The following is an 18,930-nucleotide window of genomic DNA, read 5'->3' as shown; positions in this document are numbered from 1 at the left end:
TTTATATAGTTAGGGGTGAAATAATGTCCCAGAAGATTCGTACTTTAATAGTAGATGATGTAAAGGAAACTCGAAAAAATATAATGACCTTACTTGAATTTGAATCACGGATTGAGGTAATAGGAGAAGCCGGTAATGGAGAAGAGGCCTTAGAGGCCACAGCAAAGCTTAAACCAGATGTAATACTTATGGATATTAATATGCCAATTATGGATGGATTAAAGGCCTCGGAGAAGATAAATGAAGAATTTCCTGAAATTATTGTGATAATAATGTCGGTTCAAGGGGAAAGAGAATATCTTAAGAAGGCAATGTATTGTGGGGCAAAGGAGTACTTGGTTAAGCCCTTTAGTTTAGATACTTTAATAGATACGGTAATTAGAACCTATGATAAGGAACAAAATAGGAAAAAATACATTACATCCACCGATAATGAAAACAATAATAGAATGAAATCAAAGGTGGTAACGGTATTCAGCACAAAGGGTGGGGTTGGAAAAACCACAGTTGCCATTAATACAGCCCTTAGTATAGCTAAAAGAACTAATGAAAAAGTGGCGGTCATCGATCTTGATCTTCAATTTGGCGATGTAGCTGTGATGTTGAATATAACCCCTTCAAAGACAATTATAAACTTAATTGACGAAATAGGACATCTTAATAGTGAGGTATTAAAGGAATATATGATTGAATATATGAAGGGAGTAGATGTTCTTGCGGCTCCAATTAAACCCGAGCATGCTGAATACATCTCATCTAGTCATATTGAAAAAATTATAGAAGTTCTAAAAGAAGATTATGGGTATATAATTTTTGATTCTGTCTCTAATTTTAGTGATATAACATTGACGGCGTTAGATAATTCCGATCAAGTGTATTTTATTGCTACAATGAATCTTGCCACAATAAAAAATGTCAAGCTTGGATTAGAAATAATGAATTCATTACATTATCATGATGAAAAGGTAAAAATAGTGCTAAATAAAATATCAAAGCATTTTGGTATAAAGATTTCCGATGTGGAAGAAGTTTTAGGTAGACCTGTAAGCATATGTATTCCAGAGGATAATAAAACAGTTATTCCCTCCGTGAATAAAGGCTATCCATTTATGAGGGCCCGTAGCGATACTAAGATTTCAAAATCCATAAAAAGGCTAACAGAACTTATAATTACAGGTAAAGAAAAGAGAGCTACTAAGGGGCTTTCGAGAGGGCTATTTAATAGGAAAAAGTAGTTTTATAATGGATATAGATTTCCCAAAATTAACTGTTTAACTGGAATATCTATAAACCTAGGTGTAAAGGATAAAGATTTTGTTTTTTATGACTCAAAAGCATGACCTAATAACTTGCAACTTGGGACATGGAACTTGTAACTAAAAAATGCATCATAGGACGCCTTTTGTCGAAGGGAGTGATTTTGTGTCTTTAATGGCAAGACTTGAGAGGGAAAAAGCCGATATACAAGGGTTGAGTAAGGAAAGCGTAAAAGTAAATGATGACCCCTTTAGAGACTTAAAGTATAGGATACAAAACAAAATCATAGAAGAAATATCTATGGACTTAAACGAATTGAATGGGGATAATGGAAAACTAAAAAGGGAGATTGAGGAAATAATAAATATAGGTATTGAAGGTGAAAACTTAAATATATCTAGAACGGAAAAAGAGAGGATACATCAAGGTATATTAGATGAGACAATGGGTTTTGGGCCTATAACCCAGCTAATACGTGATAAGGATGTATCGGAAATAATGGTAAATGGCCCAAATCAAGTTTATATAGAAAAAAAGGGTAAATTGACATTATCCCATGTGAAATTTAAAGATGATAGGCATGTTCTTCGTGTAATAGAAAAGATTGTTTCTCCCCTAGGAAGACGTATAGACGAAGGTTCACCAATGGTTGATGCTAGACTACCTAATGGTTCCCGTGTAAATGCTATCATTCCTCCATTAGCATTAAATGGGCCTACTATTACCATAAGAAAATTTTCTGAAGATCCCTTTACAATAGGGGATTTGATGAATTTTGGGACATTATCCTTGCAGATGTCAGAATTTATCAAGGCGTGCATAGAGGGAAAGCTTAATATCGTGGTTTCTGGAGGGACAGGCAGTGGTAAGACTACTACCTTAAATGTTCTTTCTTCCTTTATACCCAATGATGAAAGAATAGTTACCATTGAGGATGCTGCGGAGCTTCAGCTGTGGCAGGATCATGTTGTTAGACTTGAAACCAGACCCGCAAATATAGAGGGAAAGGGAGCCATAACAATAAGGGATCTTGTAAAAAACAGTTTAAGAATGAGGCCCGATAGAATAGTTGTAGGGGAGGTTCGTTCTGGGGAGGCCTTGGATATGCTCCAAGCTATGAATACTGGACATGATGGCTCCCTTACTACAGGACATGCAAATTCTCCGAGGGACATGCTTTCAAGATTAGAAACCATGGTTCTCATGGCGGGTATGGAAATACCCGTTAAAGCCATTAGAGAGCAGATTGCTTCGGCCATAGATATTATTGTCCAACAGTCAAGATTAAGGGATGGAAGTAGAAGGATTACCCACATTACAGAAGTTCAAGGTATGGAGGGAGATGTTATAATTCTACAGGATATATTTAAATATGAGCAAGGCAGAAACAGTATGAATACAAAGGATAATACAGGATTTGTATTTACAGGTATTAAACCTAAGCTTTTGAAAAAGCTTGAGGAAAACAAGGTCAATGTGCCTTCACACATATTTATGAAGGGGTGATGATATGCCTGCTTTAATAACTATTTTAATATTCACATCATCCTTGTTATTTTTATATACTATCCTTTCATATATACTTTTAAAACCAAGTACTACCCATAGATTAGAAAAATATTTAGATATTGACAATATCCATTATAGTAAAGATATTGTAAAGGAGGATAAAGGTAGGAAAATAAAAAAACTTCATACCCCTAGGCTTTTAAATAGTCTAGGTAAAAAGCTTTCAGAATTTAAACTCCTCAAGGGATATATTGATAAAGTACAAAAAGATATTATAAAAGCTGGGCTACTTTTAAAGGGTGAGGAATTTTTATCCATACAGCTTTTATGTTTACTTTGTATTGGATTAATTAATTTCTATATAAATAAATCAGTTGCTATGGCCGCTATTTTAGGATTAGTGGGATGGATAATGCCTTCTTTGATTATAAGAATAAAGAAAAAGAAAAGGTATAAAGCATTTAATGAACAGCTTGGAGATGGGATAGTTTTGATTTCTAACTCCCTTAGGGCAGGATATAGCTTTCTACAGGCAGTTCAGTCGGTTGCTACGGAAATGCCTGATCCTATCTCCTATGAATTCAGAAAATTACTGAAGGAGCTTAGATTTGGATATTCAACAGAAAGGGCTTTAGAAAACCTTTTATCCAGGGTAGAAAGCGATGATCTAGAATTAGTAGTCAATGCTGTAATGATTCAAAGAGAGATTGGTGGAAATCTTTCAGAGATATTAGATAATATATCTGAGACCATAAGGGAAAGGGTAAAGCTAAAGGGAGAAATTAGAACTCTAACTGCTCAAGGAAGAATATCTGGAGTAATTATATCCTTTTTACCCGTGGTATTAGGGTTGATACTTTATCTAATGAATCCAGATTATATGATGCTTCTATTTAATCATCAATATGGTATTATGATGCTAATAGCTTCAATTATCAATTTGATCATAGGGATCATAATTATCAATAGAATAGTAAATATTGAGGTATAGGGGGGAATATATGATTATATTGGTTTCATTCCTTGGATTTATAAGTATCTTTATAGCTATCAATATCCTCCTAAAGCTTCTACTTAAAGGGCGATTGCAATTGGCTTCCAGGCTTCATACAATTAAGGGAGAGACAAATGCAAAGGAAAATATAAATGAATTAGACACACCCTTCTTTGATAGGGTAATAAGACCTATTGGGGATAGATTATCTATGATTATATCTAAGACTACACCGGGAGGACTTAAGGAAAGGATAAATAGTAAGTTGATTATGGCAGGGAATCCATTAAATATAAGTGTAAGCCGATGGATTCTCATAAAGATTTCCTTCATGCTATTTTGCACATCAATTTCATGGGGGAGTGCCATGGCAACGGATAGTCTTACCCCTAAAAGAATCGCCCTACTATTTATTTTGACATTTATATTATATTCATTTCCAAATCTTATATTAATCAACTTAATTCAGAAAAGAAAAAAGAAAATAATAAATACATTACCCGATGTTCTTGACCTATTAACTGTGAGTGTTGAGGCTGGACTTTCCTTTGATGGGGCACTATCTAGGGTGGTTAATAATATGGAAGGTGATTTATCTAAAGAATTTAGTAGAGTGTTAAATGAGATGAAGATGGGGAAAAATAGAAGGGATGCCCTTAGGGATATGGGTCAAAGATGCGGAGTGACTGATTTGACCTCCCTTATTGGAGCTATAATCCAAGCCGACGAGCTAGGAGTAGGAATCACAAATGTCCTTAGAATACAATCTAAGCAGATGAGGGTAAAAAGACATCAAAGAGCCCAAGAAAAGGCTATGAAGGCTCCTATAAAAATGCTTTTCCCACTTATTTTGTTTATTTTCCCTACTATATTTACTGTATTATTAGGACCGGCAATTATAAGGATAATGGAGGTGCTTTTCAAATAATAACCATAAAAGATATTTGTTATATATTGGGGGAAAAAATACTGTGAAAAGGATTAAAATAAAAAATATAACAAAGAATAATAATATTGCCAGTGAAGGCTTTTTAGCAGATAATTTTTATATGAGGCTAAAGGGATTAATTGGCAAAAAGACTTTGGGAGCTAATGGGGCTATTTGTATTAAGCCCTGTAAAAGTATTCATACTTTTTTTATGGGTTTTGACATAGATGCGATTTTTATTGATGAAAAGGGAGGGGTTTGTGAAATAGTAAGGAATATCAAGCCCTACAGAGTTAGTAAATATGTTTTTAAGGCAAAATATGTTATTGAAATTCTAGGTGGGAATGCCCACAAGTTAAAAATAGAATTGGGAGATAAAATAGAGATTGAAAGAATATAGATATACTTTATAGATTGTTATGACTCTATAAAATATTCCTATTTGAATATGATAGATTCCTCCTATAAAATAATAGAGAAATGTGGTTGAAACATAGTAATATACTTGTAAAACACATACTGAGGAGGAAAAATAATGAAAAGAAACAAGGGATATTTTTTAATGATTTTAATGGCAGTACTTTGCTTAAGTATTTTTACAGGGTGCCAAAATAGCACACCAAAGTCAGCGGAAACTGAAAAAGAACCGGTTAAGACTAATGAACAAGCAGGAAAGACTACTATTGTTAAGGAAGATTTAATGAAGGAATTGGAAAATGATGAGTATGTAGTGGTAGATGTTCGTAGTGAAGCTGCATATATTGGGTGGAAACCTGAGGGGGAAGCGAGGGGTGGACACATTAAAGGAGCTGTAGACTTTCCATATATGTGGACAAAACAATTAAAGGATAATGAATTGAAGGCTTCTTTAAAGGATAAGGGTATTGTTCCTGAGAAAACCATTGTTATATATGATACCCTTGGGGATAAAAGTAAAGAGATGTTTAAGCTGCTTAAAGGATTAGGCTATGAAAATGTTCTTGTTTATGAAGGTGGAATGAAGGAATGGGCTGGTGATGACAGCTTACCAATGGAGAGTCTTAAAAACTATGATAAATTAGTTAGTCCAGCTTGGATTAATGATTTAATAGGTGGGAAGAATCCTGAAAGCTATGACGGTAAGGCATATAAAATAATTGAAGTAAGTTGGGGAGAACCTAAGGATTATAATGGGGGACATATCCCGGGATCAGTACATTTAGATACTAATGAGATAGAGGAAGATCCACTATGGAATCGTAAATCCGATGAAGACTTAGAAAAAATGCTTCTAAAATATGGTGTTACCCATGACACCACAGTAATAGTATATGGAGCGGATAGTACTGCGGCAGCCCGTGCAGCATCAATTTTCATGTACTGTGGTGTAGAAGATGTAAGATTATTAAATGGTGGATTTAATGCATGGAAATCAGAGGGATATGAAGTTGAGACTAAGGCCCATGAGCCAATATCAGTTGAAAGCTTTGGAGTGCAAGTTCCCGCCCATCCTGAATATATTGTTGATACCAAGGAAGCAAAGGAAGTATTGGCTAATGATAATGAAGAGCTTGTGAGTATAAGAAGTTGGGCGGAATACCTAGGAGAAACCAGTGGTTACTCATATATAAAGCCAAAGGGACGTATAAAGGGAGCTGTATGGGGACATGCAGGTTCTGATCCATATCATATGGAGGATTACCGCAACCTAAATGGAACCATGAGAAATTATCAAGAAATAGCTAAGAATTGGGAAGATTTTGGGATAACCCCTAATAAAAAAGCAGTATTCTACTGTGGAACTGGTTGGAGAGCTAGTGAAGCCTTCTTTGATGCCTATTTAATGGGATGGGAAAATATTGCTGTATATGATGGTGGCTGGTATGAATGGAGTATGGATGAATCTAATCCAGTGGATTCTGGAGAGATAAAATAATAAACTTAAGAGACAACTTTATGCTTTGAAGTTGTCTCTTAATAAATTATTAGTTTTGGGTATATAAAAAATAAACAAGTCAGTTTGTGAAGTGATTTTCATTATTTTATTTTTGAATTTGGATTATTTGAAGGAGATTAAAATGGAAAAGAAATATAATAAGTATTATTTATTAATGCTAAGGAAGGTTTTTACAGTCGTATCCTATATTTTGATTTCTTTATGTATAGGTGTAGAAATCCTTTCTAAAAAAAGCATGGGAGTTTATAGGGATTTGCTCTTTAGAAAAGAAATCTTAGAAAGTAGGATTTTTACTCCAAGTCTCTTAAATATCTATAAATGGATTCTGATAGTGGGAATAGTATATACTATAATAATTACTATTTTAAGAGGTAATTATGGGATTGATAAAGCAAATAGATATATCAAGCTTACTATGGCCTTAAGTATAATGCTTTTAATAATGATTGTTTTCTATGATAAAGTAGATTTGATAACTTACCCCTTACTAGTAGTGAATATTGGAATTATAGTCATTTTACGTTATATTATGATTATTTTGATTCGTATATATAGTAAAGCTTTATACCAATAAAGGCTCCCTTCTGACTTTAGGATATTTAGAATTTTGCCAGAAAGGAGCTTATGTTTTTATTGAAGCACATTGTTACTTCTTTACATTTTAATTATTTGTACATTCTTCTTCAAAATATTTATCAAGTATTTTAAAGAACTCATTCCATTTTTTTTCAGATTCATTAAATTTATTATCCTTCTCGAGCTTTACAACTTCATTGTATAATGTTTTAAGCTTACCCATGTCATCCTTAGGAATATCCTTCGTAGGTATATCCTTTATGAAATCATCAAAGCTTGGAAGTTCGGTAGTGGCTATTGTCACTTTATCTTTATTTAAGTATTTATCAAGTATTTCATAAAACTCATCCCATTTTTTATTGGATTCATCAAACCTATTATCCTTCTCCAGTTTCACAACTTCGTCGTATAATGTTTTAAGCTTTTTTATGTCATCCTTAGGAATATCCTTCGTAGCAATATCCTTTATGAAATCATCAAAGCTTGGAAGTTCCACTGTAGTTATTATCATTTTATTTTCATCGAAGTATCTATCCAGTATTTTATAAAACTCATTCCATTTTTTATTGGCTTCATCAAACTTATCATCCTTCTCAAGTTTCACAACTTCGTTGTATAATGTTTTAAGCTTATTCATGTCATCCTTAGGGATATCCTTAACAGGCATATCCTTCATGAAAGCATCAAAGCTTGGAAGTTCCACAGTAGCCATTGTCACTTCATCTTTATCTAAGTATTTATCGAGTATTTTATAGAACTCATCCCATTTTTTACTAGCTTTATCGAATTCATTATCCTTCTCAAGATCAACACTTTGGCTATATAGGTCTTTAAGTTTTTTCATATCATCTTTAGGAATATTCTTAGTAGGCATATCGGTGATAAAATCTTCAAAACTCAGATAATCAATTTCACATTCCAAAATTTCTAAATTTTGACTTGTAACTTTCTGTGTTACAATTTTTAGATTTTGACTTGTGGCTTCTTGAGCCAATGCAATGCCTCCGTTTGCCAAGCCTCCAAGGGAAATTAATGCAGATAGTGATAATACCAATATTTGTTTTCTGTTCATTTTTAATACCTCCAGTTTTATTTTAGTATAATTATTATGTAGGAAGTAATCGACTTTGATAAGTTATGTTGCTTTGTGCCTCTCACCCTACAATATTTATGATACACAATAGTTATGTATTTCTTGGGTAAAATGTATATTGTTTTTATGTTCTTTTTATACAAAAAGAACACAAAAAAGATATAAATTTATTTTATAATTATTAGTGTATACAATTGTGCTAAGTAAGAGTTATGCAATTTTCTCAATTTATATAGTAAAATTTAATAAAGGAGTTTATTTGAATGTATAATAAAGTTTTAGTCATTGAAGATCAAGATAAGATTCGTAGAATAATATGTGACTATTTTAATAAAGAGGGATTTAACGTAGTGGAAGCGGGAGATGGAAAAGAAGGGCTCAGGGTTTTTGAGGCTGAAGATATCGATCTTATTATATTGGACATAATGCTTCCAGAGTTAGATGGATGGTCTGTTTGTAAAAGAATTAGAAAGATCTCCGATGTTCCAATAATAATTTTAACCGCGAGAAGTGATGATGACGATATGCTATTAGGATTCGATTTAAAGGCCGATGAATATGTAACCAAGCCATTCAATCCCCAAGTATTAGTTGCAAGGGCTAAAATGCTTATAAATAGGGCTAATGGAACAGTACTTGAAGAAAAAAGCACCATATATAAGGATGGAATAAGTATCAATAAACTCTCAAGGGAACTTAAAGTAGATGGAGATATAATAAAAATAACACCTAAGGAATTTGATATACTAGTATATTTTATGGAGAATGAAGGAATAGTTTTATCTAGGGAAACAATTTTAAGGGCCATATGGGGTTATGATTATTTTGGAGACATAAGGGTTGTAGACAATCATATAAAGAAGCTTAGAAAGCATCTAAGGGATAGGGCCTATGTTATATGTACAGTTTTTGGAGTAGGATATAAATTTGAGGTGAATTAATGAGAAGAAAAAGTATTGTACTAAAACTATTTATTATTACAACTGTTCTATGTATGTTGTTGTTTTCTATTCACATATTTTTTCAAAATGCTCTTATAACTAGATTTTATAAGGATATTAAAATTAGTATGCTAGAAAAAGAGATTAAGGCTATGACTAATGTACTAGAAGGTTCCTATATGGATAAAGAAAAGTTATATACCACTTTAAATAATTTTTCCCAGAAAAATGAAGCAGCAATAGCATTAATCAATAAATATGGGAATCCTGAGTATGGCTTAGATATGCAATATAAATCATCCCTTTTAAAGATTATAGGTGAAGATGACAAAGAATATAATATATATATTGATATATTTTTAAAAAATCTCAGTATAGATAAAAAAACTTTAACAGAAGGAATGGAGATTGAGGTCACTGGAGAACTAGAGAGTTATGAGAATAAGGACGTATACATTTTTCCATATCAAATTAGCATAGATGGTAAAGAATATGACAGTTCTGGATTAGAAATCCTTGAGATAAGTGATAATCAATATAATACTATTATACTGGAGGATATCGAGGGTTCTAATATTATAACCGGTAATATTGAGCAAAATTCTAAATCTGTGGGCAGTAATTATGTACAGATGGTCAAAATTAAGGGTTATATTTCATCCTTATATATTCCCGATGAGAAGTTCTATAGTAGTTTATATAAGGAACAAACACTTTATAGTAATATATTAAGTTTAATTCAGAATAAGAAGCTAAGAGATATATTTAAGGAAAATGAGCTAGCTTTTTATGAATTAATAGATGAAGGTACAGGTATAAACAATATTATATTTGTTAAACCAGTTGATATAAAAAACCATGGACAATATCTATTTTTTGCTTCAACTTCACTACAGCCAGTAAATGATGCCGTAGCTATCATAAAAAATTACAATAAATATTTCCTGCTTCTAGCGATTGGAATGGCTGCAATTGCTGCATATTTCTATTCCAAAATTATTTCTAGACCATTGATTCATATGAAGAATATAGCATATAAAATGGCGAACTTAGATTTTTCAAGTGAATGCAAAATTGATTCAGATGATGAGATTGGTGATTTAGCAAATAGCCTAAATACTTTATCAAACAACTTAAGCACGAGCCTTAAGCAATTGAAGGAGGCCAATGAAAAGCTTGTGGATGATATTGAAAGGGAAAGAAGACAAGAAAGGATACGTAAGGAATTTATAGCTAATGTATCCCACGAGCTAAAAACACCTTTGACCGTTATAGAAGGAGTTGCTTCAGGTATAAGGGATGGATTATATGATAGTAACGATGCACATCATATAAATTCCTTGATCGAAGAAGTAAACCATATGAATGAATTAATATTTGAAATGCTCCAGTTATCCAAAATTGAAGCCGATGGGTATACTTTGAATTGGGAAATATTTGATATATCCCATGTGGTATTAAAGGTCCATAGTAAATTAAAAAAACTAGCGAAGGATAAAAATATCCAGGTAATATTAGATTTAGATGAAACCTTTGTTAATGGTGATAGGAAGAAGCTCGAACAAGTGATCACGAATCTATATAGTAATGCGGTTAGATACACCAATGAAGGAGAAAGGATATTAATAGATATTAAAGAAACCCATGAAAAGAGCTTAGTCACTATAGAAAATACTGGGGTTAATATTCCAGAGGATGAGATTGAAGAAATATGGAAACCCTTTTATAGAATAGAAAAATCAAGGAATCGGGAGTCGGGGGGCACAGGTTTAGGGCTGCAAATAGTAAAAAGAATCCTAGAGCATCATGAAAGTGATTTTGGTGTGAAAAACAGTGATAATAGCGTAGTATTTTATTTTTCGTTAAATACCCATGTCGATACAAAAACAATATAAATATGGAAATATAATGAGCCATCTCAAGGGATAATCCCACGGGCCTAGCCCAAGGGTGTTTTGGAATGAATGAAGTTTTATGCTTTGAGATTCATCATACTAAAACACTCTTCATAATAGGGGCTATATAATTACATTTTTCCAAGCCTCAAAAATAGCATCATTAAATCTATTTATATCCCCTATGTGTGTAGGAATATTTACTTCGTAGGAACTTTGTTGGGAAGAATTAATTATTAGGTAGCCTTTATCTAAATCCTTAGGAGTGGAGATGATTTTTTTGATGTTTTCATTGAAAAGTTCAGTATGGGTGATATATACTGCGGCAACTATATCCCAATTATAGAAGCCTTTTATTTGAAAACTATCCATAATAAATTCAAACCAGTCTATGGTTTTATTTTTTATATACTGATAAATATTGATTGTACTATTTTCCATAAGTCTTTTATATTCCTTTTCTCCAAATAATGCTTGGAGACAAATGTGTCCAGTTAAGACTGTTACCTTGGTATTGGAGCTTAAAACCCTATGGGAAGCTTCTGAATCACAGGAAAAATTTAGTTCATTTAAATTCTTACCATTGATTATTAAAGGCTCAGTAATTCCACCCATTAATACTATTTCCTTCAAATTGGTAAAAAAACTATTGTCTAGTTCATATGCACCTAATAAATTGGTTAATGATCCCGTCCCAAGAAGTGTTATTTCACCGGGGTATTTTTTCACTATGTTTGCTAAATAACTAGCGGCTTTACTTTGTCTATATTGTGGTGAGGAAGCACCCTTGTATATGGGAATATTAGTAATTTTTAATTCATCAAACATCCTTAATGTATTATCATGAACAATATCGATTTTACTGTTGCCAAATGTAGTGGTAACACCTAACAAATCAATATCTTCCCTGCCCAATAGATATAGTAGGGTTAGACCATCATCAACATCACAGTTTTTAATTCCCATAGTATTATCACAATCAAATATAACTTTACGCATCTCATACCACCTTAATAATTTGATTTTTTATAAAAAATTTGGGTTTACCCTTTCTATTTTAGCATAGAAGCTGATAAAATAGAAAGGGTAGCATTTTATGATTATGAATTATGATTGTGGCCCTCACTTTTTGCTTATAATATTTTCTATAGGGTATATGAAAAAATAGTCAAAGGAATGAGTGGGGTGTCTAGTTTATTGTCTGAATATACATAAGCTATTAGTTATCAGCCATGGAACAAGGTAAGAAGCAAAGAACTATAAGGATATATAAGGAGGTAAGGCCATGAGAAAAATATTGACCATTTTATTTGCAATAATACTAGTAGTTAATTTAACAGCATGTAGCAAGGCCCCAACCAAAGTAGAGGGAAATATTTTAGAAAAGGACTGGAAAACCATTATGGAAAGGGCCGATGGAACCGTAATCAATTTTTATGGTTGGGGGGGAAGTCAAAAAACAAATGAATGGCTAGATAATTTTGTTGCCAAAAGACTTAAGCAAGAATACAATATAACTTTTAATAGGGTGCCAATGAATATTGATGACATCTTAAATAAATTATTAGGAGAGAAGCAAGTACAGGTGGATGAGGGAACCATTGATATAGTATGGATAAATGGTGAAAATTTCTATACTGCCAAGAATAACAATTTGTTAATGGGTTCTTTCACGGATAAATTACCTAATTTTAATAAATATATGGACAAGGATTCTTCAGAGATAAAGTATGACTTTGGGTTTATAGTAGATGGATATGAGGCACCCTATGGTAAAGCTCAATTTGTTATGATTTATGATGAAGCAAGATTAAATAAAGCCCCAGTAAATCATGAAGAGCTTTTAGAAATGGTTAAAAAAAATCCTAATAAGTTCACTTATGCCGCACCTCCGGATTTTACCGGTAGTGCTTTTGTTAGAAACATAATATATGATATTGTAGGCCATGAGAAGTTTGTAGGTATGGAGGCTGACAAGGAAAAGATACAGCAGGAAATAGAGCCTGGGATAGAGTTTCTAAAGGAGTTAAAACCATATTTATGGAAGGAAGGTAGAACCTATCCTGCCACCAATGCTCAGTTAGATAATATGTTTGCTGATAATGAAGTTTTGATGACCATGAGTTATAATCCGAATCATGTAGCGGGTAAGATTGCAACTGGTGAATTTCCAGATACAAGTAATACAGCTATACTTGATAGGGGAACAATTGGGAATACTCATTTTTTAACAATACCCTATAATGCCCCAAATAAAGCAGGAGCTTTAGTAGCTATTAACTTCATTCTAAGCTTTGAAGCCCAGAGTTCAAAATATGACCCAAAAAACTGGGGAGATTTACCTGTACTTGATAATAGTAGAATGAGTGAAGAGGAAAAGAAAATCTTTGAAAATATTGAGCTAGGCAAGGGGACTATACCCCAAAGTATACTATTGGGGCATAGAGTTCCAGAAATGCCAGCTAATATAATACCGATAATAGAAGAAATATGGCAGGAAAACATACCAGTAGAGGGTGAATAAAAAATTGTATAAAAAATTGAAGCCTTATATTATGCTCACTCCCCTTATGCTCATATTATTAGGGATATTTGCGATGGGACTAATATTAGGTTGTTTTCAAAGCTTGGGATATTTCCCTGTTATAGGACTAAAGGATATTACTTTAAAATATTATAAAGAAGTTTTATGGGACAGGAGCTTCATAGATTCCTTTAAATTTAGTGTATATATATCCATCGTATCTTCTTCCGTGGCAGTTATTTTCGGAGTTTTATTGGCATATTCTATTTTTCGGAGTAAGCACGGTAAAGGAATTGAAGAAATAGTTTATAAATTGCCTATAATAGTTCCTCATTCAATAGCAGCTCTACTTGTGTATAATATGCTGTCCCAGAGTGGAGTTTTGGCAAGAATATTATGGCATTTAGGATTTATAGGGGAACAAACCCAAATTCCTTCATTGGTATTTGATAAAAATGGCATTGGAATTATAGTCACCTATCTTTGGAAGGAAATACCATTTATTGCTATGATAACATATACGGTTCTTAGTAATATTAATAAAAACTTATCCGATGCAGCTTTAAATTTAGGTGCTAATAGAAGACAGATCTTCTTCAGAATAATTTTACCTTTGATAATGCCTAGCATATTGTCAGCGTTTATAATTATTTTTGCATTTTCCTTTGGAGCTTTTGAGGTGCCATATTTGCTTGGGGCTACGGTGCCAAAGACTTTGCCAGTAAAAGCTTATATAGAATATACAAACCCAGATTTGACCCATAGGCCCTATACTATGGTTATAAATATGATTTTGGCCTTTTACTCATTTATTTTGGTATGGCTTTATAGTAAGACATTTAAGTTGATATCAAAGTTTAATGGATAGATGCTAGTTGACTGACAATGAAGGGGTGCAAAAATGGAGAAGAAAAGTTATATATTCAAATTTATAATGTATGCATTAATATTTTTATTGATCCTTCCACTTGGGATATTAGTATTATGGAGTTTTGTAAAAATATGGCCTTGGCCGGATTTAATTCCTAAAAATCTTGGTATTAGAGGTTTTAAATATATACTAAGCCCTTCAAATAATTCCTTTAGAATTCTTTGTTTCAGCCTAGGCCTCTCCAGCGTCGTTACGATTATTACTATTCTAATCAGTATTCCAGCTGCAAAGGCCCTAGGAGTGTATAATTTTAAAGGAAAGAATGTATTTAAAATCCTGGTGCTTACACCGATAATTGTCCCACCAATAACAGTTGCAATGGGCATACATATCGCTTTCATTAAGCTGGGATTAGCCAATACATTTTTAGGAGTGGTATTAGTTCATTTAATTCCTTGTTTACCATATAGTATAAGGATATTGACAAATGTTTTTGAGATAATCGGAGAATCAATGGAGCTGCAAGCTAGAGTATTAGGAGCAAGTCCAATTCAAACATTTACCCATATCACACTTCCCCTTATTGCCCCGGGATTAATATCCGCTGGAAGCATAGTATTTATTGTTTCCTTCAGTCAATATTTTTTGACATTCTTAATAGGTGGTGGAAGGATCGTTACATTTTCAATGTTAATGTTTCCATATATTCAAAGTGGAGATAGGATGATGGCTTCAGCCTATAGTATTATATTTCTAATATCGACGGTGGCTATTCTTTTCTTAATAGAAAGAATAGTTAAGACCTATTATAAGGGTGAAAATTATTTTTATATATAAAAGCTTGGCTTAGGAGAATGTATAATGTATAGAATAGAGCTTAAAAATGTGTCTAAGACCTTTGAGCATAATAGGGTTTTAAACAATATAAATCTAACTGTAGATGAAGGAGAGATGGTTTCTTTACTTGGACCATCTGGCTGTGGTAAAACTACGACTTTAAAGATTATAGCTGGGCTTTTTTCTCCAGATTGTGGAGAGATACTTTTTAATGGAAAATCAATTGCCCATATTCCCGTGGAAAAAAGGGGAGCAGTAATTGTTTTTCAAGATTATCTTTTATTTCCCCATATGACTATTCAAGAGAATATAGGCTTTGGACTAAAAATGGCTAAGGTTAAGAAGTCTAAAAGAATAGCAAGAATAAATGAGATTCTTGAACTAGTTGGATTAGCAGGACATGAAAGAAAATATCCAAGTGAACTTTCCGGTGGACAAAAACAAAGGGTTGCCATAGCAAGGGCATTGGCAATAGAGCCAAAGATACTTCTCTTGGACGAGCCCTTTTCAAATCTTGATACTAGACTTCGTGAATCCATGAGGACATTTGTATGCAATATACAGAGGAAATTAAATATAACTACTTTATTAGTGACCCACGACAAGGAAGAAGCGTTAATTACCTCGGATAAGGTGGCCGTAATGCTCGGTGGAGAAATAAAGCAGTTTGGTACTCCCACAGACATCTATGAAAAGCCTAACTCACCAATTGTTGCTGATTTTTTTGGAGAAAAGAACTATTTAAAGGGTGAAATAAAAAACGGTATTTTTGAATGTAATGTAGGTAAATTTAAAACTAGTTTTAATAAATATTCAAAGGTTTCAGCTATGATTAGACCCGAAGAAATAGAAATAACAGGTTCCGAAGAAAAAAATGGATTATGGGCAAAAATATTATCGAAACAATATGCTGGAGACAAAATTTATTATACTTTATTATCGGATAATACAAAACTAAAATGTGTAACAAACTCAAAAAATATATTTGAGATAAATCAAAGGGTATGTTTAAAAGTTGACTTTGATAGGGTTGTGTTTTTTAAAGCACAAGATCATTAATATGAGGTGCTTAATATGATATCGATAATAGTGCCAGTTTTAAATGAGGAAAAAAATATAGAGAAGCTGTTAATACATCTTGATTCATTAGAGGGCGAAAAGGAAGTTATAGTTGTTGACGGTGGAAGCTGTGATAAAACTGTGGATATAGCATCAAAGTATACTAAGGTTATCCACAGCAAAAGGGGAAGAGCTAATCAAATGAATGATGGAGCCAAAGTGGCCATGGGAGATATACTATGGTTTGTGCATTCTGATTCAAAGCTCCATAATAGATCATTAAAATCTATTGAAGAGGCCATACAAAATAATTGTATAGGTGGCGGTTTTTCCTTATACTTTTATGATTATAATACGTTGTTTATGGGATTTGTAGCAATAACCTCTAACCTTAGGGCTAGGTTCTTAGGTTTGATTTTTGGGGATCAAGGTATCTTTGTTAGAAGGGACATTTTTCTTAAATTAGGAGGCTATCCAGACATAGACCTTATGGAGGATTGGGAGCTATCTAAAAAACTATATAAATCAGGACGGGTTATGATACTCAAGACTCCTATAGGAACATCTGCAAGGAGGTTTAAAGGGGGAGGACAGCTTAAAACCCTGCTTTTGATGCATAAAATAAAGATATTATACCTATTAGGAGTATCCCCCCAAAGGCTAAAGGACATATATAGGGAGGCAAGATGATGAAGGCTTTAATACTAATGACAAGGGTGCCTATACCGGGTAAAACCAAAACCAGACTTATGAAAATTTTATCCGGAGAGGAATGTGCCAAACTCCATAGGTGTTTTCTACTTGACTTATTTAATATATTTAGATTCATTGAGGATGACATAGATATATACTTAACATATACTCCTGAAAAACATTTTCCTTTGATAAAGGAGTATATCCCCAGCCATATACAATTCTTTCCACAGCATGGAAAGAATCTTGGGGAAAAAATGCATAATAGCTTTGAATATCTTCTTAATAAAGGATACACTAAAGTAGTTCTTATGGGGGCAGATATACCGGATATTCAACCTACTGATATTAATAAAGCCTTTGAGGCTTTGGGAAACCATGATATTGTACTAGGGCCGACCATTGATGGTGGTTACTATCTTATTGGTATGAGGAAAGTATATAGGGAAATATTTGATGATAAATTGAAGTGGGGAAATAGATCGGTTTTAGAGGGCACTATTGATATTGCAAATAGTCTAGGCCTAAGGACTAGCTTAATAGAAAAACTTAGGGATATAGATACTAAAGAGGATTTACTAGCTTTTCTAGAAAAAACTAAGAATATAGAAGATGGATTTAATGTTATACCCTATAATACAATCAATTATTTAAAAAGCTTATGGAGTGATGGAAGCTATGCTAAAGGATACTTTAAGGGATAAAATTAGGGATTATGCTTTAGAGAAGAAAGTATACTCTGAACTTAATATGAATAAAAATTTTAAAGTCAATTTCTTAGCCCAAGGAGAATATAATGTAAATTTTATTATATATGATGAAAGGAAAAAATATGTTTTCAGGGTGAATACTGGGAGCCAGCTAGGGCTTGAAAATCAAATCACATATGAATATAATGCCTTAAAAGCCCTTGAAATAAGTAGCGTGACTCCAAAGGTATATTTCGTAGATGATACTAAAGAAGTTTTTGATTATGGTATTTTGATTATGGAGTTTTTAGAGGGTGAACCCCTTAGATATGATAGGGACTTACAAAGGGCTGCTAAAATATTTGGAAGGATACATTCTATGGATATAAAGCCTATTAGTAATGACTTTATTATAGAAGAAAGCATTTGTAGTGATAGGGTATCAGAGGGCAGGCGGTTACTAAAAAATTATTTAGAGTCTCCTATAGTGGATAAGAAATTAAAGGATTTTTTTCATTGGTTTTTGAAATGGGCCGAAGATAATAAGCAACGTGAAAAATATTTTATTAAAGATAAATGGCATGTTATAAATAATACAGAGGTTAATTCCCATAACTTTATCATAGGAAATGAAAAAAGCTATCTGATAGATTGGGAAAAACCTGTTATAAGTGATCCATGTCAAGATTTGAGCCAATTTTTAGCAGTTACTACAACTAGATGGAAGACTAATCATACATTATCAAAAAATGAAATAGATTCATTCTATAGAGCATATTCCCAAGGATTGGGTGGTAAAGATAACAATATAAGGGAAAGGGTACATTTATATACCCCATATCTATATCTAAGGGCCTTATCTTGGTGTGCCCATGGGTGGATTGAATATCAAAGGCCTGATAAAGAAATAAAAAACATGGATACATTTAGAAAAATAGAACAATATTTGGATATAGAGTTCATGAAGAAATTATTAGAAGGTTATATATAAGGCATATAGCTTCAATAATCTGGGATAAGTATTGAAAAAACCTATAGAACCTTTCAAGCCATAGATATTACTTATTTGACTTCTAGGGTTGTTTTTTTTATCATTATATAAGGTATATCCAAAAAATAAACTAGTCA

Annotated in this window: 18 protein-coding genes; 16 read left to right on the top strand and 2 right to left on the bottom strand. The window is 32.8% G+C overall.

From position 1 onward, the window contains the following. The first annotated feature begins 23 nt into the window (after positions 1-23). From N4A68_20465 to N4A68_20435, 7 genes are all read left to right on the top strand, one after another. Positions 24-1,235 carry a response regulator gene (locus N4A68_20465; protein ID MCT4566676.1) on the top strand — a complete coding sequence of 404 codons (1,212 nt, stop codon included), beginning with the start codon at positions 24-26 and terminating at the stop codon, positions 1,233-1,235. A 187-nt stretch (positions 1,236-1,422) separates the two neighbouring features. Next, the gene (locus N4A68_20460) at positions 1,423-2,763 is read left to right on the top strand and encodes a CpaF family protein (GenBank protein MCT4566675.1); all 1,341 of its coding nucleotides are present in this window, start codon (positions 1,423-1,425) and stop codon (positions 2,761-2,763) included. A gap of 4 nt (positions 2,764-2,767) precedes the next feature. Further along, entirely contained in the window at positions 2,768-3,757 is a 990-nt protein-coding gene (locus N4A68_20455; GenBank protein ID MCT4566674.1) for a type II secretion system F family protein, read from the top strand. A gap of 10 nt (positions 3,758-3,767) precedes the next feature. After that, positions 3,768-4,688 carry a type II secretion system F family protein gene (locus N4A68_20450; protein ID MCT4566673.1) on the top strand — a complete coding sequence of 307 codons (921 nt, stop codon included), beginning with the start codon at positions 3,768-3,770 and terminating at the stop codon, positions 4,686-4,688. A gap of 43 nt (positions 4,689-4,731) precedes the next feature. Next, entirely contained in the window at positions 4,732-5,088 is a 357-nt protein-coding gene (locus N4A68_20445; GenBank protein ID MCT4566672.1) for a DUF192 domain-containing protein, read from the top strand. Positions 5,089-5,223: 135 nt separating this feature from the next. Next, positions 5,224-6,603 (top strand): rhodanese-like domain-containing protein, encoded by a 1,380-nt coding sequence (locus tag N4A68_20440; GenBank protein MCT4566671.1) that lies wholly within the window; start codon positions 5,224-5,226, stop codon positions 6,601-6,603. A 142-nt stretch (positions 6,604-6,745) separates the two neighbouring features. After that, positions 6,746-7,198, top strand: coding sequence for a hypothetical protein (locus tag N4A68_20435; protein ID MCT4566670.1), 453 nt, complete (start codon positions 6,746-6,748; stop codon positions 7,196-7,198). An 87-nt stretch (positions 7,199-7,285) separates the two neighbouring features. Here the strand turns inward: N4A68_20435 and N4A68_20430 are convergent, their stop codons facing one another. Beyond that, positions 7,286-8,272, bottom strand: coding sequence for a hypothetical protein (locus tag N4A68_20430; protein MCT4566669.1), 987 nt, complete (start codon positions 8,270-8,272; stop codon positions 7,286-7,288). A gap of 284 nt (positions 8,273-8,556) precedes the next feature. Between N4A68_20430 and N4A68_20425 the strand changes: the two genes are divergently transcribed. Together N4A68_20425 and N4A68_20420 are read left to right on the top strand one after the other, a co-directional pair. Beyond that, positions 8,557-9,234 carry a response regulator transcription factor gene (locus tag N4A68_20425; protein ID MCT4566668.1) on the top strand — a complete coding sequence of 226 codons (678 nt, stop codon included), beginning with the start codon at positions 8,557-8,559 and terminating at the stop codon, positions 9,232-9,234. Next, the gene (locus N4A68_20420) at positions 9,234-11,129 is read left to right on the top strand and encodes a HAMP domain-containing histidine kinase (GenBank protein MCT4566667.1); all 1,896 of its coding nucleotides are present in this window, start codon (positions 9,234-9,236) and stop codon (positions 11,127-11,129) included. Before N4A68_20425 ends, N4A68_20420 begins: the two co-directional genes overlap by 1 nt. Before the next feature lie 123 nt (positions 11,130-11,252). Here the strand turns inward: N4A68_20420 and N4A68_20415 are convergent, their stop codons facing one another. Continuing rightward, positions 11,253-12,128, bottom strand: a complete 876-nt coding sequence (locus N4A68_20415; GenBank protein ID MCT4566666.1) for a nucleoside hydrolase — start codon at positions 12,126-12,128, stop codon at positions 11,253-11,255. Positions 12,129-12,414: 286 nt separating this feature from the next. Here N4A68_20415 and N4A68_20410 point away from each other — a divergent pair, with 286 nt between their 5' ends. From N4A68_20410 to N4A68_20380, 7 genes are all read left to right on the top strand, one after another. Continuing rightward, entirely contained in the window at positions 12,415-13,653 is a 1,239-nt protein-coding gene (locus N4A68_20410) for an ABC transporter substrate-binding protein (protein MCT4566665.1), read from the top strand. A gap of 73 nt (positions 13,654-13,726) precedes the next feature. Further along, positions 13,727-14,521 carry an ABC transporter permease subunit gene (locus tag N4A68_20405; protein MCT4566664.1) on the top strand — a complete coding sequence of 265 codons (795 nt, stop codon included), beginning with the start codon at positions 13,727-13,729 and terminating at the stop codon, positions 14,519-14,521. 33 nt (positions 14,522-14,554) lie between these two features. After that, entirely contained in the window at positions 14,555-15,361 is an 807-nt protein-coding gene (locus N4A68_20400; GenBank protein MCT4566663.1) for an ABC transporter permease subunit, read from the top strand. A 24-nt stretch (positions 15,362-15,385) separates the two neighbouring features. Next, positions 15,386-16,420, top strand: coding sequence for an ABC transporter ATP-binding protein (locus N4A68_20395; protein MCT4566662.1), 1,035 nt, complete (start codon positions 15,386-15,388; stop codon positions 16,418-16,420). Positions 16,421-16,435: 15 nt separating this feature from the next. Beyond that, positions 16,436-17,110 (top strand): TIGR04283 family arsenosugar biosynthesis glycosyltransferase, encoded by a 675-nt coding sequence (locus N4A68_20390; GenBank protein MCT4566661.1) that lies wholly within the window; start codon positions 16,436-16,438, stop codon positions 17,108-17,110. After that, positions 17,110-17,817: a TIGR04282 family arsenosugar biosynthesis glycosyltransferase gene (locus N4A68_20385; protein MCT4566660.1), complete on the top strand. Its 708-nt coding sequence runs from the start codon at positions 17,110-17,112 to the stop codon at positions 17,815-17,817. The genes N4A68_20390 and N4A68_20385 overlap by 1 nt, the downstream gene beginning before the upstream one ends. Continuing rightward, positions 17,792-18,793, top strand: coding sequence for a phosphotransferase (locus N4A68_20380; GenBank protein ID MCT4566659.1), 1,002 nt, complete (start codon positions 17,792-17,794; stop codon positions 18,791-18,793). The genes N4A68_20385 and N4A68_20380 overlap by 26 nt, the downstream gene beginning before the upstream one ends. The last annotated feature ends 137 nt before the right edge of the window (positions 18,794-18,930 follow it).

This window comes from Maledivibacter sp. (genome assembly GCA_025210375.1).
Classification (GTDB): domain Bacteria; phylum Bacillota; class Clostridia; order Peptostreptococcales; family Caminicellaceae; genus JAOASB01.
Note: the sequence above shows the minus strand (reverse complement) of the source record. Positions and strands in the feature narration are given on the sequence as shown.